19 protein-coding genes and 1 pseudogene are annotated in these 23109 nt (G+C 66.1%); 7 read left to right on the top strand and 13 right to left on the bottom strand.

Annotated elements, in window-relative coordinates; translation table 11 throughout:
* The first annotated feature begins 182 nt into the window (after positions 1 to 182).
* The gene (locus ON22_RS03880; protein ID WP_051157123.1) at positions 183 to 2201 is read left to right on the top strand and encodes a M13 family metallopeptidase; all 2019 of its coding nucleotides are present in this window, start codon (positions 183 to 185) and stop codon (positions 2199 to 2201) included.
* Positions 2202 to 2382: 181 nt separating this feature from the next.
* Here the strand turns inward: ON22_RS03880 and ON22_RS03875 are convergent, their stop codons facing one another.
* From ON22_RS03875 to ON22_RS03860, 4 genes are all read right to left on the bottom strand, one after another.
* Complete coding sequence (locus ON22_RS03875) at positions 2383 to 6948, bottom strand: non-ribosomal peptide synthetase (protein ID WP_051157122.1); 4566 nt, start codon at positions 6946 to 6948, stop codon at positions 2383 to 2385.
* Positions 6949 to 7018: 70 nt separating this feature from the next.
* Positions 7019 to 7960 carry a methionyl-tRNA formyltransferase gene (locus ON22_RS03870; RefSeq protein ID WP_033244254.1) on the bottom strand — a complete coding sequence of 314 codons (942 nt, stop codon included), beginning with the start codon at positions 7958 to 7960 and terminating at the stop codon, positions 7019 to 7021.
* 63 nt (positions 7961 to 8023) lie between these two features.
* The gene (locus tag ON22_RS03865; RefSeq protein ID WP_033244253.1) at positions 8024 to 9316 is read right to left on the bottom strand and encodes a SidA/IucD/PvdA family monooxygenase; all 1293 of its coding nucleotides are present in this window, start codon (positions 9314 to 9316) and stop codon (positions 8024 to 8026) included.
* Positions 9317 to 9798: 482 nt separating this feature from the next.
* Complete coding sequence (locus tag ON22_RS03860; protein ID WP_033244252.1) at positions 9799 to 10851, bottom strand: AMP-binding protein; 1053 nt, start codon at positions 10849 to 10851, stop codon at positions 9799 to 9801.
* Between the two features lie 324 nt (positions 10852 to 11175).
* On the opposite strand from ON22_RS03860, the gene ON22_RS03855 reads away from it, so the two are divergent.
* Both ON22_RS03855 and ON22_RS03850 read left to right on the top strand, forming a co-directional pair.
* The gene (locus tag ON22_RS03855; RefSeq protein WP_033244251.1) at positions 11176 to 11877 is read left to right on the top strand and encodes a siderophore-interacting protein; all 702 of its coding nucleotides are present in this window, start codon (positions 11176 to 11178) and stop codon (positions 11875 to 11877) included.
* 51 nt (positions 11878 to 11928) lie between these two features.
* Positions 11929 to 12885: an RluA family pseudouridine synthase gene (locus tag ON22_RS03850; RefSeq protein ID WP_033244250.1), complete on the top strand. Its 957-nt coding sequence runs from the start codon at positions 11929 to 11931 to the stop codon at positions 12883 to 12885.
* Here the strand turns inward: ON22_RS03850 and ON22_RS03845 are convergent.
* On the bottom strand, positions 12870 to 14402 hold the full coding sequence (locus ON22_RS03845; RefSeq protein ID WP_231508568.1) for an alpha/beta hydrolase: 1533 nt from the start codon (positions 14400 to 14402) through the stop codon (positions 12870 to 12872). The two genes, ON22_RS03850 and ON22_RS03845, sit on opposite strands and share 16 nt — an antisense overlap.
* A gap of 166 nt (positions 14403 to 14568) precedes the next feature.
* On the opposite strand from ON22_RS03845, the gene ON22_RS03840 reads away from it, so the two are divergent.
* Positions 14569 to 15312, top strand: a complete 744-nt coding sequence (locus tag ON22_RS03840) for a CPBP family intramembrane glutamic endopeptidase (protein ID WP_051157121.1) — start codon at positions 14569 to 14571, stop codon at positions 15310 to 15312.
* A gap of 11 nt (positions 15313 to 15323) precedes the next feature.
* On the opposite strand, the gene ON22_RS03835 is transcribed toward ON22_RS03840, so the two are convergent.
* The 3 genes and pseudogenes from ON22_RS03835 to ON22_RS03825 form a co-directional block, all read right to left on the bottom strand.
* The gene (locus tag ON22_RS03835) at positions 15324 to 15914 is read right to left on the bottom strand and encodes a hypothetical protein (RefSeq protein ID WP_231508567.1); all 591 of its coding nucleotides are present in this window, start codon (positions 15912 to 15914) and stop codon (positions 15324 to 15326) included.
* A 216-nt stretch (positions 15915 to 16130) separates the two neighbouring features.
* Entirely contained in the window at positions 16131 to 16622 is a 492-nt protein-coding gene (locus ON22_RS03830; RefSeq protein WP_051157120.1) for an NUDIX domain-containing protein, read from the bottom strand.
* A gap of 65 nt (positions 16623 to 16687) precedes the next feature.
* Positions 16688 to 17679 (bottom strand): annotated as a pseudogene (locus ON22_RS03825) (oxidoreductase).
* A gap of 216 nt (positions 17680 to 17895) precedes the next feature.
* Between ON22_RS03825 and ON22_RS03820 the strand changes: the two are divergent.
* The 3 genes from ON22_RS03820 to ON22_RS03810 are packed head-to-tail and all read left to right on the top strand — an operon-like array spanning position 17896 to position 19048.
* Positions 17896 to 18270 carry a winged helix-turn-helix transcriptional regulator gene (locus ON22_RS03820; RefSeq protein ID WP_174375548.1) on the top strand — a complete coding sequence of 125 codons (375 nt, stop codon included), beginning with the start codon at positions 17896 to 17898 and terminating at the stop codon, positions 18268 to 18270.
* A gap of 44 nt (positions 18271 to 18314) precedes the next feature.
* On the top strand, positions 18315 to 18632 hold the full coding sequence (locus tag ON22_RS03815; protein WP_033244247.1) for a type II toxin-antitoxin system Phd/YefM family antitoxin: 318 nt from the start codon (positions 18315 to 18317) through the stop codon (positions 18630 to 18632).
* Positions 18629 to 19048 (top strand): type II toxin-antitoxin system VapC family toxin, encoded by a 420-nt coding sequence (locus tag ON22_RS03810; protein WP_033244246.1) that lies wholly within the window; start codon positions 18629 to 18631, stop codon positions 19046 to 19048. The genes ON22_RS03815 and ON22_RS03810 overlap by 4 nt, the downstream gene beginning before the upstream one ends.
* Here ON22_RS03810 and ON22_RS35460 read toward each other — a convergent pair.
* From ON22_RS35460 to ON22_RS03790, 5 genes are all read right to left on the bottom strand, one after another.
* Positions 19011 to 19652: a P-loop nucleotide/nucleoside kinase family protein gene (locus tag ON22_RS35460; protein ID WP_081595302.1), complete on the bottom strand. Its 642-nt coding sequence runs from the start codon at positions 19650 to 19652 to the stop codon at positions 19011 to 19013. The two genes, ON22_RS03810 and ON22_RS35460, sit on opposite strands and share 38 nt — an antisense overlap.
* 327 nt (positions 19653 to 19979) lie before the next feature.
* Positions 19980 to 20408, bottom strand: coding sequence for a hypothetical protein (locus ON22_RS03800; RefSeq protein WP_033244244.1), 429 nt, complete (start codon positions 20406 to 20408; stop codon positions 19980 to 19982).
* Between the two features lie 2 nt (positions 20409 to 20410).
* Positions 20411 to 20641, bottom strand: a complete 231-nt coding sequence (locus tag ON22_RS36505) for a hypothetical protein (protein WP_156052296.1) — start codon at positions 20639 to 20641, stop codon at positions 20411 to 20413.
* Between the two features lie 55 nt (positions 20642 to 20696).
* Positions 20697 to 21629, bottom strand: coding sequence for an NAD-dependent epimerase/dehydratase family protein (locus tag ON22_RS35455; protein ID WP_081595301.1), 933 nt, complete (start codon positions 21627 to 21629; stop codon positions 20697 to 20699).
* Between the two features lie 15 nt (positions 21630 to 21644).
* Positions 21645 to 23021 carry a helix-turn-helix domain-containing protein gene (locus tag ON22_RS03790; protein WP_033244242.1) on the bottom strand — a complete coding sequence of 459 codons (1377 nt, stop codon included), beginning with the start codon at positions 23019 to 23021 and terminating at the stop codon, positions 21645 to 21647.
* Positions 23022 to 23109: the final 88 nt, after the last annotated feature.

Below are 23109 nucleotides of genomic sequence, written 5' to 3'. Positions count from 1 at the left end.
CGGGGCCCGCAGGCAACCGGTCAAGGATAGCGAACCCGCAGCTCGGAGAGAAATCGGGGTGGTGCGCGGCGTCCGGCGCGACGACGCCGGAACCCGCCGGTAGCCTCATGAGGCCGGTTCGCCTAGCGAGGTGCGGGTCCCGCATCGGGGAGAGAGTTCTGTTGAAGTCTTCGGATCGTCGGGTGGCGCTCGATCGCCGCTCGTTCCTGGTCGCGCTGGGACTGGTGCCCGCGGCCGCATGGCTGGTCTCCTGTTCCGAGGACGAGCCGGTGCGGCTGGTCAGCGTGGACATGGACGGCTCGGACCCGGCGGTCCGGCCGCAGGACGATCTGTATCGGCACGTCAACGGCAAATGGCTGCGTGAGTACCAGCTGCCGCCGGACAAGACCTCGTACGGTGCGTTCAGCGAGGCCGCGGAGCGCACCCAGGCGCAACTGCGCGAGATCGTCGAGAGCATCAGCGATCCGGAGCCGGGTAGCGAAGCCCAGCAGATCCGCGATCTGTACGACGCCCGGATGAACCTCGACGAAATCGAACAGCTCGGGTTGACGCCGCTGGATTCGATGTTCGCCGAGATCGATGCCGCGAAGGACAAGCCGGCCCTCGCGGAGGTGATGGGGCGGCTGCCGATCGGCGGGCTGATCGGTATCGGGGTCAGTATCGACCGGAAGAATTCCTCGGCCTATATCGCGTCGATCGGCCAGTCCGGAACCGGCCTGAACGAGCAGTACTATCGCGATCCGCAGTTCGCCGAGGAACTCGCCGGTTACCGGACCTATCTGGAACGCCTCGCCAAGGGCGCGGGCCTCCCCGATCCCGCGGCGATCGCCGCCCGGCAGGTCGATCTGGAGACCCGGATCGCCGCCGCCCACTGGGACAATGTGCGCAACCGCGATACCGAGGCCACCTACAACCTGATGACCTGGGCGGAAGCCACCGGGCTGGCGCCGGAGTACGACTGGGAGCCCTGGCTGGCGGGGATCACCGACCGCCCCCGCGACCTGTTCGCGAAACTGGTGGTGAACCAGCCGTCCTTCGTCACCGAGGCCGGCAAGATCTGGGCCGCCACCGATATCGCGGTGTGGCGCGAATATCTCAAACTGGCGGTTCTGCAGACCTACGCCCGGTTCCTGCCCAAGGAACTGTCGGACGCCAATTTCGATTTCAACGGCCGGATCATGTCCGGTCTGCAGCAACGGCCCGAGTTGTGGAAATCCGCGGTCGGCACGGTGGACGGCAATCTCGGCGAACAGCTCGGCAAGCTGTATGTGGAGAAGTACTTCCCGCCGGAAGCCAAGGAGCGGGTGCAGGTCATGGTCGACGACCTGACGGCCGCCTACCGGGAGAACTTCACGAATTCGACCTGGATGTCGCCGGAGACGCGGCAGGCGTCGATCGAGAAATTGGACAAGATCGGCCTGAAGCTCGGCTACCCCGACAAGTGGGTGGACTATTCGAAGTTGACGGTCACCCGCGGGAAATTGATCGAATCCCTGCGTGCCATCAACGATTTCGAAGTGAAGCGGGCGTTCGATCGGCTCGGGGAACCGGTGGACAAATCGGAGTGGAGTGCCTCACCGCAGACGGTGAACGCCTACTACTCCCCCACCGCGAACGAGATCGTCTTCCCGGCCGCGTTCCTACAGCCGCCGTTCTTCGACAAGGACGCTGTGCCCGCGGTCAACTACGGCGGGGTGGGTGCGGTGATCGGACACGAGATCGGGCACGGCTTCGACGATCAGGGGTCGAAGTTCGACGGTGACGGTAACCAGCGGGACTGGTGGACCCCGGCCGATCGCACCGCCTTCGACGCCAAGTCGAAACAACTCGTCGACCAGTACAACGCGCTGGTGCCGGAGGGTCTCGCGCCGGACCAGCATGTCAACGGCGAACTGACCGTCGGTGAGAACCTCGCCGATCTGCGCGGTCTGCAGATCGCGTTGACCGCCTTCCGGATAGCCGAGGAGCGGGCGGGGGTATCGCCGCCCGACTACCAGACCATGTTCCTGTCGTATGCCCGGATCTGGCGTTCGAAATCGACACCGGAGTACGTCGAGCGATTGCTCCACGGGGATACGCATGCCCCCGACGAGTTCCGCGTGAATCAGGTGGTGCGCAATATCGCCGAGTTCTACCGGACCTTCGGCGTGGTCGAAACCGACGCACTGTTCCTGCCGGAGGACCAGCGGGTCGAACTGTGAGCTCGACGCGGGGAGTGTTCGCGCTCCCCGCTCCGGGTACGGAGATCTCCGCGTGACCGGCCGAATGCGGCAGATTCGAGCCGACCTCGACAGCGGCGCCTCGTGCTCTCCCGAGGAAGGTACGGGCAGTACCGGCGCCGGTTGTCCGGACGGCGGTGTCACGCCGAAGGCGGTGCTCGCGTCAGGATCCGGAAGGTTCCAGGGTCAGGCCGCCGTCTGTCGTCCACAAGGCACGCGGCGCGTCGAGCGCGACTGCCTCGGATACCGGGATATCGGGCGATTCGACGAAGGTCGTGAGCAGCTCTTCGAGGTACCGCGCCAGCAGTTCGGTGGTCTGCCGGTCGTGCCGCGCGGCTTCGGCGCGCACCGTGACCTGCAAACCCCCGTCACCTGTGGAGCCGAACGCGAAGACGAGCCGGTGGGCGATCTCGGCTGCGGAGTCGGTGATCCGCACGGCCACCTCGTCGCCGAGCCAGATCTGCTGTGGCGGGCAGAGTTCGCCGAAATCCACGACCGCCCGGCACAGTTCGTACGGTGAGCGCCCCGGGAGTACGGCCGGCGCGATTGCGTCGATCAGCATGTCGTGGCCGCCGTACACCCCGAACGCGGTACCGCGCGCCCGGTCCAGGACAGTGCGCAGAGTCGGGTCGCCCGATAGATCGTGGCGCAGCACAGCGGCCGTGGAGAGCGGCCCGGCCACCTCGGCCACCGCGCTGTCGGCGCGTCCGGAGAGCGGCGCGCCGAGCGCGATATCGACGCCCGCCCCGAGTGCGTGCAGCAGGGCGGCAACCACAGCCTGATAGAGCATGTACTCGGAAGCACCGACCGTCTCGGCGTGGGCACGCAACCGGCGGCGCAGTGCGCCGGGCACCGTGAATTCCACCGACCGCGCAGGTTCGGCGGCCGGTGAGGTCACCTGCACCTGCGGAGGTTCGAGCATGCCGCGCAGCCCTGCTCGCAGCTGTTGCAGCTGGGGGCCCGCCGATTCGACGACCGTGGACTGCCACAGCGTGTAGTCGGCGTAATCGACGGCCGGTCCCGGCCATCGGGGCGCCGAACCGTTACCGGCGCGGCTCCGGTACGCCGTGGCCAGATCGGTGAGCACGATCCGCAGCGACCATTCGTCGGCCACGAACCGGTCGGCCGTCAGTTCCAGCACATACCGGTCCTTGCCGAGAACGTAGAGCAGGGATTGCAGAAGTGGTTCTGTCGCGCGATCGAACCGGACAGCCGGTGCGCACCCGGACCGCTGTTCCTCCGTGGCCTCGATCACCGTCATATCGGGCAACAGACCCGAGCGGACCACTTGGTACCACTCGTCACCCACGGGGGCCGGAACCGTCCGCAGGATCTCGTAGCGCTCGAACACATCGTGAAAGGCCGCCGTGAGCGCCTCCCGGTCCAGCGGACCGTCCATATGGGCCACCAGCCGAACCGGACCGGTATCGCCACCGGCGAGGACCGCTTGCTGGTTGTAGGACAACGGGATTCGTTCGGGCCGCGGCCGGCGATCCAGTTCGGGCCGGCCCGTCGCGGTGACCGGTGTCGCGTCGACGAGCGCCGCCAGCCCCGAGACCGTCGGAGTGTCGAACGGCGCGCGTACATCGATCTCGACGCCGAATTCCTCCCGGATCAGCAGTATCAGCCGGTTCGCCAGCAGTGAATGCCCACCGAGTTCGAAGAACGAATCGTCGGCGCCGATATCCGCGCAACCGAAGAGTGTGCCGAACAACCCGGCCAGCCGGACCTCGGTGGGCGAACTCGGCGGACGACGCCGGCCGGTTCCGAACCGGCGCGGCTCGGGCAGTGCCCGCTTATCGAGCTTGCCGTGTTCGGTGAGAGGAATTTCCGCGAGCACCGCCCACGCGGTGGGCAGCATGTAATCCGGTAGCGATCTCGCCGCGAACGCACGGACTTCGGCCACATCCACAGTGCCCGCGGCGGGCACCAGGTAGGCAGCCAGCGCCGTTCCGGTGACCGGCTCCTGGAACGCGACCACCGCACAGGCCCCGACCGCGGGATGCGCGGACAGCGCCGCCTGCACCTCACCGGATTCGATCCGGTGCCCGCGCACTTTGACCTGTTCGTCGGCGCGGCCGGCGAATTCGATCTCTCCGCGACTGTTGCGCCGCGCCAGATCACCGGTCCGGTACAGCCGCTGACCGGGCAGGAAAGGGTCGGCGACGAACCGCTCGGCGGTCAGGCCGGGACGGTGCAGATAACCGCGGGCCAGCTGGACACCACCGAGGTAGATTTCGCCGAGCACACCGTCGGGAACCAGCTGTAAACGGTTGTCCAGCACGTAGACATACACATTCCGGTTGGGCACGCCGACGGGGACCATCCCGGTGCCCTGGGGTCCGCGCACAGTCAGATGGGTGGCCGATACGACGGCCTCGGTCGGGCCGTAGTGGTTGCGCAGTTCCGCGTCGAAAACCCCGGCGAAGCGATCGGCCACCTCACCGAGCAGTGCCTCGCCGCCCACCGGGACCCGGCGCAGCGCACGCCATTCGGTCACCTCCGGCAGCAGCAGGAAGGTACTCAGCAGCGAGGGCACCATATGCAGCACGGTCACCCCGTACCGGCCGATGAGTTCCGAGATATACGGGATATCGCGCAGTGCATCGGGTTTCGGAATCACCAGGCAAGCACCCAGCGAAAGCGTGACGAAGATATCCAGCAGGGAGGCGTCGAAACTGACCGACGAGGACTGCAGCAACCGATCCTGTGCCGTCATATCCCATTCGGCGCCGAAACCGCGCAGGTGGTCGGCGATCGCCGCATGTGCGACACCGACACCCTTCGGTGTTCCCGTGGAACCGGATGTGTAGATGACGTAGGCCAGGTTGCCGGGTCGCAGTGGCCGCATCCGTTCGCTATCGGAGAGGTCGTGGCCGGGCAGATCGGCCGCACTCTCCTCGGCGGCCGCCAGTTCGGCGCGGCCGAGCACCAGCCGTGGCCGCGCATCCCGATCCAGGAAGTCGATCCGCTGGTCCGGATAGGACGGATCGATCGGCAGGTAGGCGGCGCCCGCCTTCAGCACCCCCAGCACCGCCACCACGAACTCGGTCGAATTCGCGATCCGCACGGCGACGAGATCGTCGGTGCCGATCCCCTGTGCGACGAGTCCGCGGGCCAGCCGGTTCGCCCGGCTGTTGAGTTCGCGGTAGCTCAGTTCCAGATCCGCACCGTCCGCTGCTGCGGGCGCCACCACGGCGGTGGCGTCCCCCGCCGCAGCAACGCGCTGTTCCACCAGCGCGATGAGCGTCGCCGGCGCCTCGGGCACCAGTTCACCGTGCGATCGCGCGAGCAGTGCCGCCCGGTCGCGGTCACCGAACAGGTCGAGTTCACCGAGCCGGCCTGCGGGGTCGTGCAGCGCGCTGTCCAGCAGCTGAACATAGTGGTCGAGTAGTTGCTCGACCAGCATCCGGTCCAATTGCCCGGACCGGCACTCGGCAACCACCCGCGGCCGATCCCGGTCGGGGACCACCGTGATCCGCAGCGGCACCCGCGCATCCGGCGACCCGGACATCTCGAGGGTCGCGTGCACCCCTGCCAGTTCCGGTACGGCGATCGGCTCCCGTACCCCGAACCCGATCCGCGCCAGCTGTTCCAGCCCGTCCCGTGCGCTTGTGCGGTCCGGATTGATCGCGTGAACCACCTCGTCGATGCCGATATGGCGATACGCGTGGCCATCGGCCACCGTGGCGGCGAGGCCGGTGTGGAATTCGGCGAAGCTCTGTTCGGGACGCGGGGTCGCGCGGATCAGTACGGTGTTGCCGAAATAGCCGATCATCCCGGATGTTTGCGGTCCGCGGGTATCGGCTGGTACGGCCACCAGGAAATCACCGGCGCCCGTATAGCGGTGAACGAGTGCAGCGAAAGCAGCGAGCAGCACGGTGGTTTCGCCGGTCTCGGATTCGGTGGCGGCCTTCCGGGCCAGGTCCAGCAGATGATCCGGCAGGGGCCGCGACATGGTGTCGACCGCTGCCGGCCCGACCTCGCGCAACACCGGCCGACCGGGTAGTTCCAGCGCCTCGGGCAGCGGAGTCAGGGCCTGGCGCCAGTACTCCGGACCGTCGAGCGGCACGGTATCGCCGGCGGGGCCTTCTGCAGTCGGCGCATGGACCGGCAGGATTGCCGCAACGCCTCCGGCCGCCTCGACGGACTGTTCGGCGAACCGGACCGGTTGTGCCGCAAGGGCTGTGCCGTTGTATGCGACAGATAGGTCGGCGGCGAATACCGAGGCCGATTCGTCGTCCCACGCGATCGTATGCACCACCAGCAACAGCAGATATTCGCTCGCGGCAAGGCGGATCAGCGTCACCCGCAGTGGTGTTTCCGCTGCCGGATCGAAGGGCCGGGCCAGCGCCCGCCTGGTGAACACCTCGGCGCGGCGGCGCGCGGGTTCGGCCGCCAGACCGGTGAGATCGTGTTCCTGCCATTGCAAAGGCAGGTCTGTGCGCACCTGTTGATACGGTTCGCCGTCCGACTCCAGTCCGTAAGTGGTGCGCAGGATCTCGTGCCGATCAACGACGGACCGGACGGCGGCGCGAAGCCGTTCGCTGTCCAGCGCGCCGTGCAACCGGTAGCCGACGGGCAGGTTGAGCGCGGTGTCGCCGGGGTCGCGGGTCTGCAGGAACCAGGCGCGCCGCTGGCCGGAAGAGAGCGGGTACCGGTTCGGCAGAGTCCCGTCGCCTTCGTCCGGCCGGGCCGCACGGTTCGCGTCGTTGGCGATGATCGACATGATTCTCTCCGGCCCTGTACTCGTTCGAACGGCTGCTCCGGCCGGTGCGCGGGCACCGGCCGGGCGGACGCTATTCCGGCGTATCGGTCAGATACCCACCGCGGCGGAAGAATTCGGCACCGCTGTACTCGGTACCGTCGGCCGTCCGGACCCGGGTGATCAGCAGGCCATGGTTGTCACCGCGATAGGCGTCCGGACCGCAGACCACGACTCCGCCGCCCTCCTGCACGATGACCCGGCCCGGCGTGCCGCCGTAGCGGGCCGCCGACACACCGGATTCCAGGATCTCGATCCGCTCGCCCCGGTAGTGGCTGAACGCGCGGGGGTAGGGCGCCGACAGTGCGCGCACGAAACGTTCCAGATCCGCGGCCTGCCAGTTCCAGTCCATCCGGCTGTCCCGGTCGGAACGCTTGTGGAAGTAGGTGCGGGCGGCTTTGTCCTGCGGGCGCCACTGAGCGGTACCGGAAGCGAGTGCTTCCAGCGCTTCGTGTACCGCGCCGGGAATGAGTTCCATTCCGGCGAGCACCAGCTCGGTGCCGGTGGCGTCCGGGCCGATGGGTAGCGAATGCTGCACCAGGATGTCGCCGGTGTCGAGTTGTTCGTCCATCCGGTGCACGGTGAGGCCGAATTCGTCGGCTCCGCTGATCAGGGCCCACAGCACCGGCGAGAAACCGGTGAATTTCGGCAGTAGCGAATCGTGCAGGTTGAGGGTGCCGTGGGTGGGCATGGTGTACAGCTCCGGCGGCATCCAGGTGTACCAGCTGTTCACCACGATCACATCGGGTTCGGCGCGTTTGACCAGGTCGATCGTCTCGGTATCGGCCCGTTCGGTGAGATGGACCGGGATTCCGTGTTCGCGGGCCAGTTCCTCCACCGAATCCGACCAGATCCCCTTGTAGGAATCCTCACTGGCGGGGTGGGTGACCGCGAGCACCACCTCGTGCTCGGAATCGATCAGCGCCTGCAGAGTCTTTCGGCCCCAGGTCTGGAACCCGAACGACACGATACGCATCAACGAACCTCATCTATTTGTTGCTGGGTAAAAGTAAGGCAAGCCTAGCCTAGAGTTGGACTGTCAGTGTGTCCGGACGTGTTCCGGCAGCGCCGAGTGCGCCGCCGCACGCGCGGGTGCCGGTGGACTCGCCAAGATCCGGTCGGAAAGTTCGCCCAGGCAACTGAGGTTCGGAAACCCCGGCCCCTGTGCGAGACCGGCCATATTCGGCAGGTACAACTTCGCGGGCAAACCCTCGACCGCCAGATCGAATCCCATCACGGCCTCGATCCGGGCCTGCGTGACCGGGCCGCCCACCGCCAGTTCGAACAGATCCGCGACCTCGTCGTCGAACAGGTCCAGGAACCACAGCGGCTGACCGCCGATCGCGTCGACCACCAGATCGAAAGCGTGCGTCTGATCGGGCCGGGATTCGTTGCGCAGGGTCAGCGCCACCCCGTCGCCCTGATCGGCCACCCGGACCACCCGGCCCTGCAGATGATGCACCCGGTTATCCGCGAGCAGCGTCTCCTGCACTCGCACCGAGAACACGCCCCGATCGGTCCGCCGCACCACATCCCGGCGTTCGGCGACGCTCAGCGCCCGCCATTTGGCGGGATCGCTGAACAGCGAGTTCTCGAAATAACTTTCGCCCCGCGTGTAGATGGTGGCCGCGGGCGAGATCACCGACACCGTCAGCACATCATGACGGACCAGTTCGTCCATGGCCGAACCCGCCGTCTCGCCCCCACCGATCACCGCGGCCCGGGAGGACGGCGGTAGTTTCCGCCGGCCGGCCAGATCCCAGAAGTCGGCGATACTCATCAGCTTCGGATGCTCGGCCAGCGCTCGCCGGCTGTCACCCGGACCGGTGACCATCAACCGCCGCGCGTCGATCTCGGCGGTTACCCCGTCCACTCCTTCGACGGTGACCCGCCAGCCGGCCCCCTCGGCACGAATGGTGCGCACCCGGCCGCGCACCACCTCCACCCCAGATTTACGCGCCACCCACTGCAGGTACTTCGCCCACAAATTGTGTTCCGGACTCGGCCGCCCACGATCCACCCATTCCGCATAGGTGCCGCGATCGACCAGGAAGGCCGTCCACCCGAAGGCCATCATGGCCTGGTTGACGGCGTGATTGTGGCCGCGCGCCCAGGTCGAGTGATACGGGAAGCCGATATCTTTTTCCGGGCTGGTCCCCAGCCGGTGCCGGCCGTCGGTCCACCCGCCGGCCGCCAGCCAATTCCCGCCCACCGCATTGGGTTCCACCACAGTGACCTGAGGCGCCGGCAGACCCAGTTCACGCAACACATACGCCTTGGCGGCAACCGCCATGGCTTTGGGCCCGGCACCGACCACCAGAAGTCTGTCCACTGGTTCTCCCACTTTCCCGACAGCCCGATGGCGTCGCGTTCTACACGGTGGCGCCTGTCGCACGGGACAGTCCGGCCACCCGAGTTCGCATAGGCTTACCTTACATGAGGTTGCCTCGCGAAACCCTCGGTCCGATCGGAAAATAGCGCAGCAGCGCGACCGAATACCCTGTGAACAGCGCGAATACCTACAGCGACAACCGCGGATCAACTGCCACAGCGGCACAGCCCGAGAGCGATGCACTACGGCCGCACTATCCCGGCCGCGCCGACCCGCACCGGCGAAAGCCCGGCCGCCCGATTCGGCGGGAACACCGCCGGGGGCGCGCCCGGTTCTTCGACCCCCTGTGCAGCCACGGAGACCGACCACCATGAAACCGGCCTGCCGCACGCACTCTGGTAGTCGGCGGCGCCCACGACTACAGCAGAATCACCCACGCAGTGCGGACAAACCGCATCCGGCCCGACCCACGCAAGCCGTGCTCAGGATTCGATGATCAACCGGCCCTCGGAGGTCCACCAACCCCGGTGACCCGTCCGGAACAGACGCGCGCCGGGGTCATAGGGATCACCGACGAACCGCTCACGTTCGAGACCACCGGCGAATTCGGTGCCCAGCGCACGGCCGCCGACGTGGACATCACCGACGACACCCGGCGGAACCAACCGGCCTTCGTCCAGCAGCAACACTTTCGCACCGGGCACCGGACGGGTCCAGGCGGTCGCCGCCAACGGCCCCCGTGCGACCGCACCCAGGTAGGCCGAGGCGTGATAGGCGATGGTTGCCACCGCATCCGGCGACAACCGGCGCACCGCTTCCGGCAGTGCCGATCCGCCCGTGGTGCCGACCAGATCCCAGCGCGCCACGGTCGGCAACCGGTCCGCCCCGCATTCGGCCAGCCGGATCGGAAGTTCGGCGTCAGCGACGATCTGCGATACCGCATGGGTTTCGATCAGTGCGGCCAGCGCGACCGGGTCACGGCGCTGCGCTTCGGTCGGCACCACGACAGTCGCACCCGAAGACCAGGCCGCCAACAGGTCGGCAGTGTTCTGTGGATCGCCCCACGGCAGCGCCAGCAGCCGGACATCGGCAGGGCGCATCGCAGGGTCCACCCGGCGCAGCCGGCGGTCGGCGGCGACACCTCGACGATCGGCGACGGCCACGGCGAGCGCATCGGCGCCGAGCAGCAGGCCGGAGCAACCGAAGCGCCCGGCACCGACCCGGGAGGCGGTGACGAATTCGGCGAGCAGCGCGGCGAATCCGGTGGGCGTGGGCAGTGCGGACGAACCCCGGACTCCTTCGATACCGTCGCGCCGGCCGAACAGTTCGCCGTAGGTCACCACATCGCCACCACAGCGGGCCGCGACGCGCGTACCGGGCACCATATGACCGTGCCGGATCACGGTGACCAGCGGGGACAGGTCGTACGGTTCGACACCGGTGGCCCATTCACCGAGGATGCGTTCCCGTTCACCGGCTGTCGGGCTCGCGGCAACGAGCGAATCGATTCCCCGGATATCGTCGACGACGGTCATCAGTCACCTCCTGGCGCGGGCAGCGCACGGGTACCGATCACCACTGGATCGCTCACCACCGCTCCCGCTTCACTGCTCGGCACGGTCACCACCGAACCCTGACACCATATTGCGCTTAGGCTTACCTTACATTGCGAGAGTGGGATTCTCCATATCGACATCCCGCATTTTCATCCCGCAATTCGCTTAGGCTAAGCTAACATCCCGACCTGCGTCGCGCGAACAGGATCCGACCGATACATCCGAGCAGACTCGTCGGCAGGCCCCGGCTAGCAGTCTCGACAAACCCCGACAAGGCTTCGAAGTTAGGTTAAGCTAACCTGCGTGGGCAGAGGCAGCAATGGCGTAATCATGAAGGTGTGGCGGGCCGACGACTACCGGCTGACGGTCACCTCCACCGAGCGGATCACCGACAAATACATCCGCATCGGTTTCACCGCCGGAGGGCTGCTGAACGACCATCCGGTCCACCCCACCCAATTCATCCGGCTGTGGATCCCGGACGCCGACACCGACAGACTGCACCACCGCGGCTACACCCTGATCGACCAGGACCCCGAGAACGACCACTTCTACATCGAATTCGCCGTCCACAACGGCCCGGCCGGCGAATGGGCGGAACGGGCGCAGGCCGGTGAGGTCATCGACACCTCCGTACTGGGCTCGAACTTCGAGCTACCCGCCGACACCCCGGGCGAATACGTGATCTTCGGCGACAGCGCCTCGCTACCGGCGGTGAACACCCTGCTCGAAGCGATCGGCGACATCCCGGCGCGGGTGTGGCTGGAATGGCAGTACGAATCGGACCCCACACTGCCCGTACGCAACAAACCGCACCATACGGTGACATGGCTCCAGCGCGTCGACGACGGCCGCGCCCTCCGCGAGGCGGCCGAAGGGCTCACGGTCGCCACGGATGCGTTCGCCTGGGTCGCCTGCGATACCGCCACCACCCGCGCCGTAGTGAAAACCCTGCGCGCCACACTCCCGAAGAACCGGATCAAGGCCCAGGGTTACTGGAAGTAGCCGGCCGGTCCGCGCCGCAGCCGCCCAGGTCGCGCCGACTATGCTGCGACGATGCGACGAAGGCAGCAGCCCCCGCTGCCGAAGCGGTACGGGCTCGACCCGGCCCGGCTACGGCTCCCCGAGGACGGTGACTGGCCGAGCCTGCGCGAACATCTGATCCACCGATTGCCCCGCGTGGAACCGGCGCGGATCGACGAGATGCTGCGGGCCGGCGATATCGTCGACCTGAACGGCCCGCTCGGCCTCGACTCCCCCTACGTCCCCGGTGGCGCGGTCTGGTTCCATCGCGACCTCCCCACCGAACACCCGGTCCCGTTCGATATCCCGATCGTCTACCGCGACGACACCATCCTGGTTGCCGATAAGCCCCACTTCCTGGCCACCATCCCGCGCGGCAGCCATATCCTGCAGACCGCACTGGTCAAGCTGCGCCGCGAACTCGACCTGCCCGATCTGATACCCGCGCACCGGCTCGACCGCGCGACCGCCGGGCTGGTGCTGTTCGTGATCGACCCGGCATCCCGCGGCGCCTATCAGACGATGTTCCAGCGGCAACACGTCCGCAAGGAATACGAGGCCGTGGCCGGATTACGGCCCGAACTGGATTTCCCGGTCGAGCTGGTGAGCCGGATCATCAAGGAGAAACACATCCTCGCGGCACAGGAGGTGCCGGGCCCGCCGAACGCACGCACCCGCATCGAACTCGTCGAACGGCGCGGTGAACTCGGCCGCTACCGGCTGCACCCGGCCACCGGACGCACCCATCAGCTGCGCCTGCATATGAACTCGCTGGGTATCCCCATTCTCGGCGACGATTTCTACCCGGTGATCACCGATAAACAGCTCGACGACTACCGCCGCCCTCTCCAGCTGCTGGCGGCAACCCTGGAATTCACCGATCCACGCACCGGCGAGCCCCGGCGATTCGAAACCACGCGATCCCTACAGGCCTGGACCGACCCCGACGGGTGGGCCGGTGAGCCGGTCTCCGGTCATCGCGCCGGCTGATTCGGGGTGCAGGTGATATCCGTGGCGGGGAGTTGCCCGGTGCCGAGATAGCCGTTGATCGCGTTGTTCACGCAACTGCTGAGCCCGGGCCGGAACGTGAGGTGGATGCGGACATCGCGCAGCGTCACCAGCCGTGACCCGCTGAGGTGCCGGTGCAGCTGAACCGCCTCGCTGTAGGGCGTCCGCGGGTCACCGGTCGCCTGCACGATCAGCGCCGGCACCTCGTTACGCACCACGGTCGCCGGTTCCACCGGTGGCGGCCAGAACGCGCACGGCTGAATATTGTTCGCGAGCGCCCCGAACAGCGGCTGGGTGGCGCGGGTGGCTTCGATATTGCGCCGGTACCACTGCGGGTCGTCCGGGGCATCGGCGTCACCGCAGGCAACGAACATCAGTTCCGAGTTCTCGCCGGTGAACAGTGCCTCGAGCAGGTCCGCGAGCCCGGATTCGGCGGAACTCCGCGTATCCCCCGCGGTGGCGGCGGCGATATCGCGCACCGTCGCGGCCAGTGTTTCGTTCACCTGATAGCTGCGCAGCAGGTTGTGCAGGATGAAGGGGAAGATATGGTCGTCGATCGGGTAGCCGTCGACCACGATCGGCTCCCGCGCCGTCCGCTGATACAACCCGTCCACCGTCGCGCGGACCTCCGGCGCGGTGGCGCCCAGACCGTAGGTGGCGTTGCGGGCAGCGGCCCAGCGGGCCCAGTCGTCGAAGGCGATCTCATCGGCCGGGCCCCAGTCCTGGACGAGACCGGTCCAGTAGCGGTCCGGATCTATGGCGCTGTCGAGCACCATCCGGTCGCTGCGGTGCGGGAACATCTCGGTGAACACCGCCCCCAGATACGTCCCGTAGGACAACCCGAAGTAATTGATCTTCTCCTCGCCCAGCACGGCGCGAACCAGATCCATATCCCGCGCCGTATTACGGGTCGTGAGATGACGCAGCTTCTCGATATCGCCGTCCAGGCAAGCCGCCGCCAGCTCACCGGCGAACAACACCTCTTCGTCGAAACCCGCGGGGGTCGGCCCAGCCGACCGAACGGCTTCCGAGACCGGCCAGCCGCAGGGCGGCGCGGGATCGGAGGCACCGATACCGCGTGGGTCCATACCGATCAGGTCGTACTGTGCGAGCACATCAGGGCTCAGCACATCCCCCAGCAGCGCCGGGCTGTCCAACCCCGCCGCCCCTGGTCCGCCCGGGTTCGACATCAGGATTCCGCGCCGCCGATCCGGATCGGTGGCCGGTACCCGGGAGATCACCACCGTGAGGGTGCGGCCGTCGGGGTCGGAGTAGTCGAGCGGGACGACCACATCCGCGCATTCGACACCGGGAGTATCGACCGACGGCGTATTGCACAACGCCCAATCCAGTTCCTGGCTGTAATACGGAATCCGCATCCGATCACCGGCCAGCACCGGCACCACGGCCACCAGTACGATCACTGCGAGCAGCCACCCCACCGCTCGCCACCGGGCACGGCCGGAACGCCGCTCGGCGTCCATATCGCCGGTCGACATCACAACCCACTTTCCCCGGAAACAGCTGGTTGTACCGCCGGCAAGCTAAAGCTCGCAGCCTTGCCGCGCCGCATATGCTAATCGAGCATCCGGAGTCCCGCCGGGTGAACGCGGTCGCCCGGCACGTCCCTGCGAGGGGTTCCGGCCGATCCGTACACTGGGCCGAATGCTCCACCCGGTTCCCGAGAAAATGGCTGCTCCGCGGCATAAAATCCACGCTTATATCGATGTCGCGGTCGTGGTGGTCGTACTCGTCTGCACCAACCTGATCGCCCACTTCACCACGGTGTGGGCCAATATCGTCAGTGTCCCGGTCGCCGCCCTGGTGCTGCTGGCGCTGATGCGCCGCCGGGGCCTGCACTGGTCGGAGCTGGGCCTGTCCCCACGGCATTGGCGCACCGGAACCAAATACGCCCTCGCCGCTGTCGGGGTGGTGCTGGCCGCGGTCGCCATCGGCGCCGCCCTCCCCTGGACCCGGCCGTTCTTTCTCGCCGACCGTTACGCCACGATCTCCGGCGCCCTCATCGCCTCGATGATCGTCATCCCCCTGCAAACCGTGATCCCGGAAGAACTCGCCTTCCGCGGAGTACTGCACGGCACACTCGACCGGCTGTGGGGCGCCCGCGGTGTCTTCGCCGCCGGGTCCCTACTGTTCGGCCTCTGGCATATCGCCTCGTCCTTCGGCCTCACCACCGGCAACCGCGGCCTGTCCGGGATACTCGGCGGCGGCCTGCTCGGCCAGATCGCGGGAATCCTGCTCGCCGTAGCCGCCACCGCGGCCGCCGCGGTCGTATTCACCTGGCTCCGCCACCGCAGCGGCAGCCTACTGGCCCCCATCGCCCTGCACTGGGCGGTCAACGGCGCCGGCGCGCTGACCGCCGCCGTCCTCTGGCATACGACTCTCGCCTGAGGTAGAGCGGGTCAGCAGTGTTCGCAGATCCCGGTGGCGGGCAGCTGGATGAAACAGCTCTTGCACACGACCGTCCGCGATTCCGTTTTCGGCGGCGCCGGCCGGGTCGCGACGGATCCACTGGAGCGCTTGGCCGACCCGCCTCGCGAAATCAGCGGCGGGGTGCCGCCGTCGGCGGGAACATCGGCACCGTGCGCGGCATAGCAGGCCCAGCGGGCATACGCGGCGTGGGTTTCGATATCCGCCGGCACCGGCAGCGCGGCCAGCTCCAGCACATACTTGTAGCTGTCGCTCACCTTCAGATTCCGCTTCACGCACAGCGCCGTCAGCGGCGGCTCGCCGGCGTTGTGGCAGCGCCGGGCCACCTTTCGCAGAATCGCGTCCATCCAGGTGCGGGTCGGTGCGTCGGTACGCACCCCCGACATCTCCTGTACCCGCTCGGCCAGCTCCTGCACCGTGACGAAGTACCCGTACTCCGTCGCGGTCTCTGCCAGCACTTCATGAGCGGCCATAGCCCAGGCCACTGCGGCATCACGGAAGGCGACCGCCGTTCCGTCCTCGCTCCGCCAGGCCCCCGAAATCGTTGTCGCAGCGTCCCTCATAGCCCGTACACCGTAGCGCCACCCCTCCCCGCTCGATCAACCGCCCTCCCCTATATCACATTTCACATTCCTCGACCGCCACGGCAACGGCCGTCTCACGCACGACCGTCCTGTCCTGGACAGCCGATGCCCGTGCGGTCGGCCCGCTGCACCGTCGTCGCCGATATCGTCCGGAAGCAGGTCAACGGTCTTCGCTTCGCCCCGCGCGATCCCATCTCACGTTCCGGGCAAGCCGTCCGGAACCCGCTCCGGCTCACCGTGTTCCAGGTAGACCGGCGCCCCACTCGACCTGGCGGCGTGTGCTCGGCGGAGCCGGCGAACCAACCTCGGCACCACGAAATCACCGACTACGCCGATATCGACCCATTCCCACCGATCCAGCTCGGCTGCCTGGAGAACGATCGAACCCGCGACCGCGCCGAGTTCGCCACCGTCGAACACATAAAGGATCTTGTCGCCTTCGCCGGAGCTCGGTGCCCAATCGTGGGCCAGCAGCCTCCCGGGCCGCCGGTCGAACCCGAGTTCCTCCCGGACCTCGCGACGACACGCGGCACTCGGCGCCTCGCCTGGCTCCACATAGCCCCCGGGAATATCCCAGCCGTTCCCGTAGACCTTGTGCACCAGGAGTATGTCGTTTCCCCGGACGAACAGCGCACCGGCCGCCAGCCGCGCTCGTGCGGGAATCGCCGCTTCGTCGATGGTCGCCACCCGGCTATCGGATCACACAGCGGTCGCCATGACGCGTGCGTTCCAGGATTTCTGGCTTGCCAGCATCACATCGGAGTCAGCAATGCACGATCGAACTCCGCGGGACGCTCACCCGCGGCGATCACCTGCGGCCAATCCGGATTCGCCAGCGCGCCCCGGCCGAGTGTCACCACGTCCGCATGGCCCTCGTCGAGCACCGTCCGCGCCAGTTCCGGTGCGTGCATACCACCGTTCGCCAGAACCGGAAGGCCGGTGACGTTCCTGGCCAGTCGCGTGATCGTTCGCCGGTGTCCAAGGTGGCGGTCTCGTACCAGTCCCGTCCCTCGCTGGCGAGGTGCAGGTAGTCGACTCCCGCAGCGGTGACCGCCCGGAAAATCGTCTCGGCTTCCGCCGCCCCGGACCAGCGGTAACCGAAATCGTTCACCTTGGTCTGCGAGAGCCGCAGCCCGATCGGGAACCCGGCTCCGACCGCCGCCCGTACCGCCTCGACCACCTCCACTGCGAACGGCACACGCCCGGCAGCGTCACCGCCGTATTCGTCGTCACGCAGATTGGTGTATTCGGTCAGGAACTGATCGATCAGGTACCCGTTGGCGCCGTGGATCTCCACCGCATCGAATCCGGCCGCCCGAGCCTGCCCGGCCGCGAACGCGAACCCCTCGATGAGGTCACCGATATCTGCCCGGGCGGCCGCCTCGGGTAACGCGAACGGACCCTCACCGCCGTAGGCGGGCATTTTCGCGCCCTTCGGCGGCACCGCGGACGGCGCAATCGTCCGCTCGCTGTGCCGGTTGCCCTGGACCAGGGCTCCGGCGTGCATCAACTGCAGCGCAATACTTCCACCCGCCCCGTGCACGGCGTCGACCACCCGGCGCCAGCCCTCGACCTGTTCCGCGGTCACGATCCCGGGCTGATCGGGATATGCCTGACTGAATCGCTCATCGATTTAGGTGCCCTCGGTGATGACCAGCCCGAATCCACCCGCGGCGAACCGCGCGTAGTACTCGGCCATGGTCGCCGTGGGCACACCGTCGTCCGCGGTACTGACCCGCGACATCGGAGCCACCGCGGCTCGGTTGCAAAGCCGCAGATCGCCGACTCGTGCAGGGGAAAGGACGGGATGGACAGTCACGGGAATCTCCTCGTACACACTGGACAACTGGTTCGGGAACGGATTCCGCGCTACCGGCAATCCCGACGAGTACGGTCTTTTATGTGTCGTAGGCACATCCGGTATACGGATGGAGGTCTAATGCATGCCGAGCGGACTCACATGATCGAGAACACACCGGATTACTGCACCATCGAAGCCGCGATGGAAGTGGTCGGCGGCAAATGGAAGATGGCCATCGTCAACCACCTCTTCGACGGCACCATGCGCTTCGGCGAACTACGCCGCGCCATGCCCACCATCACCCAGCGCATGCTCACCCGCCAACTCCGCGAACTCGAAGCCGACGGGGTGATCCGCCGCACCGTCTACGCCGAGGTGCCGCCGAAGGTGGAATACGACCTCACCGAGATCGGCAGGCACCTGCGACCGGTGGCCGGACTACTCGAATCCTGGGGCGAGCAGTATCGGAAGCACCGCTCCAACCGCCCGATAGCAACGATGAGGTCGCGGCATACCACCCTAAGGCACCTGTAGCTTTTGCGTAGCAAGCCCGTAGCAGTTGGGCTAGTATCAGATGTATGACATCGGCAGCCGAGTTCTCCGAGATTCCACAGCGCGAACTACGCAATGAGGTCAGCCGCGTTCTCCGGGAGGTCAAGGCCGGCCGGTCCTACACGGTCACAGTCGACGGTTCGCCGGTCGCCGACCTGGTGCCCCACCGTCACGCCAAGCGCCGGGTGTCGGTGCCCAGGGCAGAGGCCCTGTCCACCTTCGGCGATCTGTCGTCGTCGCAGAACTATCCCGCGGATCTGGATCGGCACATCGACGATTCGCTCTACGACCCGTACGACCGCGCCTATCGACGTGGTGAGTTCGGTGCGGAATCAGGCGCATGACGACGCCGGGCCGGGGTCTCGTCGATACGAATGTCCTGATTCTGATCAGTCGCTTGATCCCCGAAGAACTTCCCGACGAGATTTCGGTCAGCACGATCACCATGGCCGAACTCGCGGCGGGACCGCACTACACCGACGACCCGATCGAACGCGCCGAACGCATCGAAAGACTCCAGAATGCCGAAGCGCAGTTCGATCCGCTCCCGTTCGATACGGCGGCCGGCCGCCGCTACGGCCACCTGGTGGCTGCCGTCCTACAAGCAGGGCGCAATCCTAGGCCGCGCCGAATCGACCTGATGATCGCCGCGATCGCCTCGGCCCACCGTATTCCGCTCTACACGGTGAACCCGAAAGATTTCAGCGCGCTGGACGGCCTCGTCACAGTGGTTCCGGTGACTCACCCCGACGAAGCCTGAGCGAGGGCCTTGCGTCGGTGCCACGTAGCCCCGGCGGGCTATCGGCATTCGGTCCAGAAGCCCTGAGGTCGGTCGATCGCCACACTCGGGCCGCCCGTTCTATTCGCGCCGCGAGGTCGGTGCAGTCGACCGGCCCGGTGGTGTCGACGCACACGGTAGGCACGATCCCGAGTGGTTCAGCATGCTCAACCCACGTCTCCCAGTGGTTGCGAAGACGCTGACTGTCCTGAAAGAAAGCCGGCCTGCAACGCGCCTCATACCGTGCCCGTGCAATCTCGGCCGGTACGCGACACCACACCTCGACCACACGGTCGACCCGAGCCCGTTCAATGCCGGCCACGACGAATCGCAGATCACGGGGTTTGAACCACCACGAGTCGATCACGACGGACCGTCGGACCGCTGACGCCAATGCCCACACAGCATCCATTGCGACACCGCCCAACTCCGGAACCGCCTCCGCGTCATCGACGCATGCCGCCAGCGCTTCCTTCACCGCGTCCTTCGACAAGAACTGGGCATCCAACGTCGTCGCCAAGGACCGGCCGAGCGTCGATTTTCCAGCACCCGGCAACCCGTTGACCAATACCAGGAGTTCGTCCACAGGGTCATCATGCCGAAGCCTCGAACCCGCGCCCTCCTACCGAGCCAACTGGACGGACCTACCACCTCCGGTTCAGTACCCACACACCGCTCCGCTTCAGACCATCCGGGCACCCGACGACGAAGGACGGCGGACAGCGCAGAGATATCGACGACGACGATCACCGGCGAGCCGACCTATGCTTGATCTGCCGGTAGATATCGGCGCGCATCTCGTCGACTTTGCATGAGCGCCGACTGTGGAAGACTGGCAGTGCGGCACTGTCCCGTGGGCGGTCGGAGGCGCTCGGCAGTGTCGCGATACGGCGGCGTAGGGGTTCGGCTTTGTTCACTCCGGTGGCCACAGCTTCTGCGTCGAGCCGACCTCCAGTCCATGGGGGTTCCGTCCGGTCTCGCACCGCTGTGACGCCAGGCGGCCGAAGAGCAGATCGCCCAGCATGTCCATAATCGGCAACCACCTGGCGTAGGTCTCGCCGTTCTGTTCTATTACGTCCGCCTGCGCAACGATTCGCGATAACTGACCGTCGAGATGGTTGACGGACGGGATGAAAACCGCTTCGGCCCGGTGCAATCTGATTCGGTCTTCCAGCGTCACCAAACGGTGAGAGTGGGAAGCATCGGTGCGTATCAATTCCCGCAGATGGTAGCCGAAACGAATGGACAGGCGCCTCATCCGGTGCTCATCCAGTTCCAGGCCTTCGCCGCTGAGGTCGACACGCAAATACGACACAGCAGGTACGCTCTCGCCCGGCGTCATCGCTACGTCCCAGTCGATTCAGTCGGGCCATAACACCGTGGCCGCGCATCGGTTTGCGCCGCACGGTAGCGGGCAACCACACCATCGATTTCATCCTGTAACCTCGGCGCGCGGGCAATTTGATCCCGCAGTCCCGAGGCAATCCGCGACATCGTTACTGCGTCGGCCGATCCGACTTCACGCAGGATCGAATGGACCTCTGAAAGCTGCAGCCGTTCCGGCACATCGTTCATGGATCAAGAGTCGCAACGCATTCAGCTTCCTGGCTGTGACAATTTGTCACGCGGTCTACGGTCCACTGCTTCCTTCGGTCACGCCAGTGGCCGCATCTCGGTGCCTGGCTGCGTCTTGAACAATGGTATGGATGTCGGAACGGTGGGGGCTCCACGACAGTGCGGACATAGCTCTGGACGGGTCCCCGATGAGCACTGCAGGCTCGGGCGCTGGTGGCCGATGCACAAGTTCAACTCGACGGCCGACGCAGTTCTCAACTGCGGAGACAACATCGAGAACGCTGGTCCCGTGTCCGCTGCCGATGATGTACCGCTCGGTTTCGCCCAGTGGCGGAGGCTTTTCGAGGCACGCACCGAAAGCAGCAGCCGCGTCCTGTAGATGCAGATAGTCTCGAACCGCTTTACCGTCGCCGTTTACCTCCAGTTTCGAATATTCGGCTGCGGCCGCCAGAGCTCGAGGGACGAGACGGGTCGGGTCGGAGTCGAACCCGCCGGCCACATTCATCAACCGCAAGATGGTCGCAGACAAACGGCCCGTACGTACTTGAGCTTCGATTGCCAGCTCGGCCGCAAGTTTGCTGGCGGCGTATGGGTGTGGCGGCGCATCGGGCAACTCCTCGGTCATCGGCTGATGATCCGGGGTTCCATATACCGCGCCGGTGGACGCGAAGACCAGACGGGCGACTCCGGCATCCTCCATGGCGTCCAGGAGAGCGACCGTTCCGCCGGTGTTGACACGAAAGTACGAGAGCGGGTCTACTGTCGATTCCCGTGCCCGGGTAAGACCGGCGAGGTGTACCACCGCATCTATTTCATGGAGGGCTCTCCGAAGACTGTTCTCGTCGAGCAGATCTGATATCCGGACCTCGACAGGTAATAACGTCCGTTCTGTTCGTACCATTGCCACCGGCTCATGCCCAGCCGATATAAGCCGGTCGACGACCGCACGACCCAGGTAGCCGTTTGCTCCGGTAACGAGAATACGCACGTGCCCATACTCGCACTATGGAAGCAGCATTGCCCGATGCCGCCAGGTGAGCGCGATACAGGCGGCAGCAGCGGGGGCCAGTGGCTCGTGGTTCAGCACACGCCGCACATTGTCCGCTGTCCATGGCGTTCCGAGCGTACCGTCCCCGATTGTTTCGATCTCACCTTCGGCGTTCTGGGATACAATCCCCGAGAATGCTCGATCGAATGTCTCCGCGTCGAATACCGCGGTTGTCAGAATTTCACCGGCCGGGGCCAGCGGATCCAAACCCACCCCGAAGCACCACACTCGGATTCCTCCATCTCGGCGAGCTCGAGACAATAGAGCGTAAGGCTCCTCCGCATAATCCACTGATGTACCGCGACTGCCGTCATGCTCCGGCGCATCCAGGAACTCTTCGAAGAATTCTCGGAGCATATTTCGCCAGAGATCGAAATCTCGTGCGACATTCCAAGGGCCGACGGCCGCCGGCTGAAACACCCCTGCGGGAATGATGTGACTCAAACCCGCTGCGAGGGTCACCGATCCCTGTCCTCTGCGGTGGAGGAAGAAGGTGTCGCCATCGTTTCCCCTGCGGATCGTCAAGGTATTGATACTGGGCAGCAGCGCCCGGCGACCTGTATCGAACAAATCACCGATTCGCTGCCGGAACGGTAGTTCCCCAAGGTCGAGACGATCAGGACTACCCGACGCGACCCATGCCGCAGCGGTCTCGTGCGCCAGCGCCTCGCAGACATCGAGCATGTCGAAATAGGTTGTCAGACCGAAACGCATCCGGCCGCCGCGCTGGTCGAATTCAGCATCGAGCAATCTGTACGACGTGCGATTTTCGAACAGTGCGGGTTGGGCAATCGCCCGAACTGCCTGGCTATAACGCTCGTATCGCGGCCCATCGACACGAACGGGTCGCACCGTCTCGCTTTCGACTTCGCCGCCGTTCATCAGTGGTTCGTCCACGTCGGGGGCCAGGTCGAGCTGGACAGCATCGAGATCCAGAGGTTCGGCTGCCAGCCAGCCCGGACGAGACAGACAACGCGTACCTTCTATTCGAACCGGATCCCAATACATGTGCGCAGCGACTGAGGTCAACGCGTGACGGTTCCGGTTCAGCGTCTGCCGGATCACCTTCCACTCGGCGATATCGGCACTCCAGTGCGGACTGTGCGCATTACCGGACAAACCGAAGACCTCTGGAGCGATTTCCATGGCTTCGGCGAAGCGCAGAAGCTGTTCGACATCACGGCAGGTCCTCGACCCCTGCACGTACTTCGTTACAAGACTCCGCTCGACACCGAGAACCCGAGCCATCGCATCATGCGTCGTGAGACCGCGGGTCTTCATATACGCCTTGATCACTTCTCCGAGCTGCGAACCACGGTGGGCTGTCGGCATATCCCGAGCGTAAACCACCAGCCGCTCTGATTCGGTATGTCACGGCTACCGACGACGAAGGCCCGCCTCCCGGAAGGGAAGCGGGCCT

This window comes from Nocardia carnea NBRC 14403, from assembly GCF_000308515.1.
Taxonomy (GTDB): domain Bacteria; phylum Actinomycetota; class Actinomycetes; order Mycobacteriales; family Mycobacteriaceae; genus Nocardia; species Nocardia carnea.
The sequence above is the reverse complement of the archived record's forward strand: the minus strand, read 5'-3'. Positions and strand labels throughout refer to the sequence as shown.

Excerpts from the sequence above, each read along its gene's own strand:
- ON22_RS03875 (WP_051157122.1), bottom strand. The coding sequence starts at position 6,948 with ATGTCGATCATCGCCAACGACGCGAACCGTGCGGCCCGGCCGGACGAA.
- ON22_RS03870 (WP_033244254.1), bottom strand. The coding sequence starts at position 7,960 with ATGCGTATCGTGTCGTTCGGGTTCCAGACCTGGGGCCGAAAGACTCTG.
- ON22_RS03860 (WP_033244252.1), bottom strand. The coding sequence starts at position 10,851 with ATGACCGTCGTCGACGATATCCGGGGAATCGATTCGCTCGTTGCCGCG.
- ON22_RS03850 (WP_033244250.1), top strand. The coding sequence starts at position 11,929 with ATGCGACGAAGGCAGCAGCCCCCGCTGCCGAAGCGGTACGGGCTCGAC.
- ON22_RS03845 (WP_231508568.1), bottom strand. The coding sequence starts at position 14,402 with ATGTCGACCGGCGATATGGACGCCGAGCGGCGTTCCGGCCGTGCCCGG.
- ON22_RS03840 (WP_051157121.1), top strand. The coding sequence starts at position 14,569 with ATGCTCCACCCGGTTCCCGAGAAAATGGCTGCTCCGCGGCATAAAATC.
- ON22_RS03835 (WP_231508567.1), bottom strand. The coding sequence starts at position 15,914 with ATGAGGGACGCTGCGACAACGATTTCGGGGGCCTGGCGGAGCGAGGAC.
- ON22_RS03820 (WP_174375548.1), top strand. The coding sequence starts at position 17,896 with ATGATCGAGAACACACCGGATTACTGCACCATCGAAGCCGCGATGGAA.
- ON22_RS03815 (WP_033244247.1), top strand. The coding sequence starts at position 18,315 with ATGACATCGGCAGCCGAGTTCTCCGAGATTCCACAGCGCGAACTACGC.
- ON22_RS03810 (WP_033244246.1), top strand. The coding sequence starts at position 18,629 with ATGACGACGCCGGGCCGGGGTCTCGTCGATACGAATGTCCTGATTCTG.
- ON22_RS03800 (WP_033244244.1), bottom strand. The coding sequence starts at position 20,408 with ATGACGCCGGGCGAGAGCGTACCTGCTGTGTCGTATTTGCGTGTCGAC.
- ON22_RS36505 (WP_156052296.1), bottom strand. The coding sequence starts at position 20,641 with ATGAACGATGTGCCGGAACGGCTGCAGCTTTCAGAGGTCCATTCGATC.
- ON22_RS03790 (WP_033244242.1), bottom strand. The coding sequence starts at position 23,021 with ATGCCGACAGCCCACCGTGGTTCGCAGCTCGGAGAAGTGATCAAGGCG.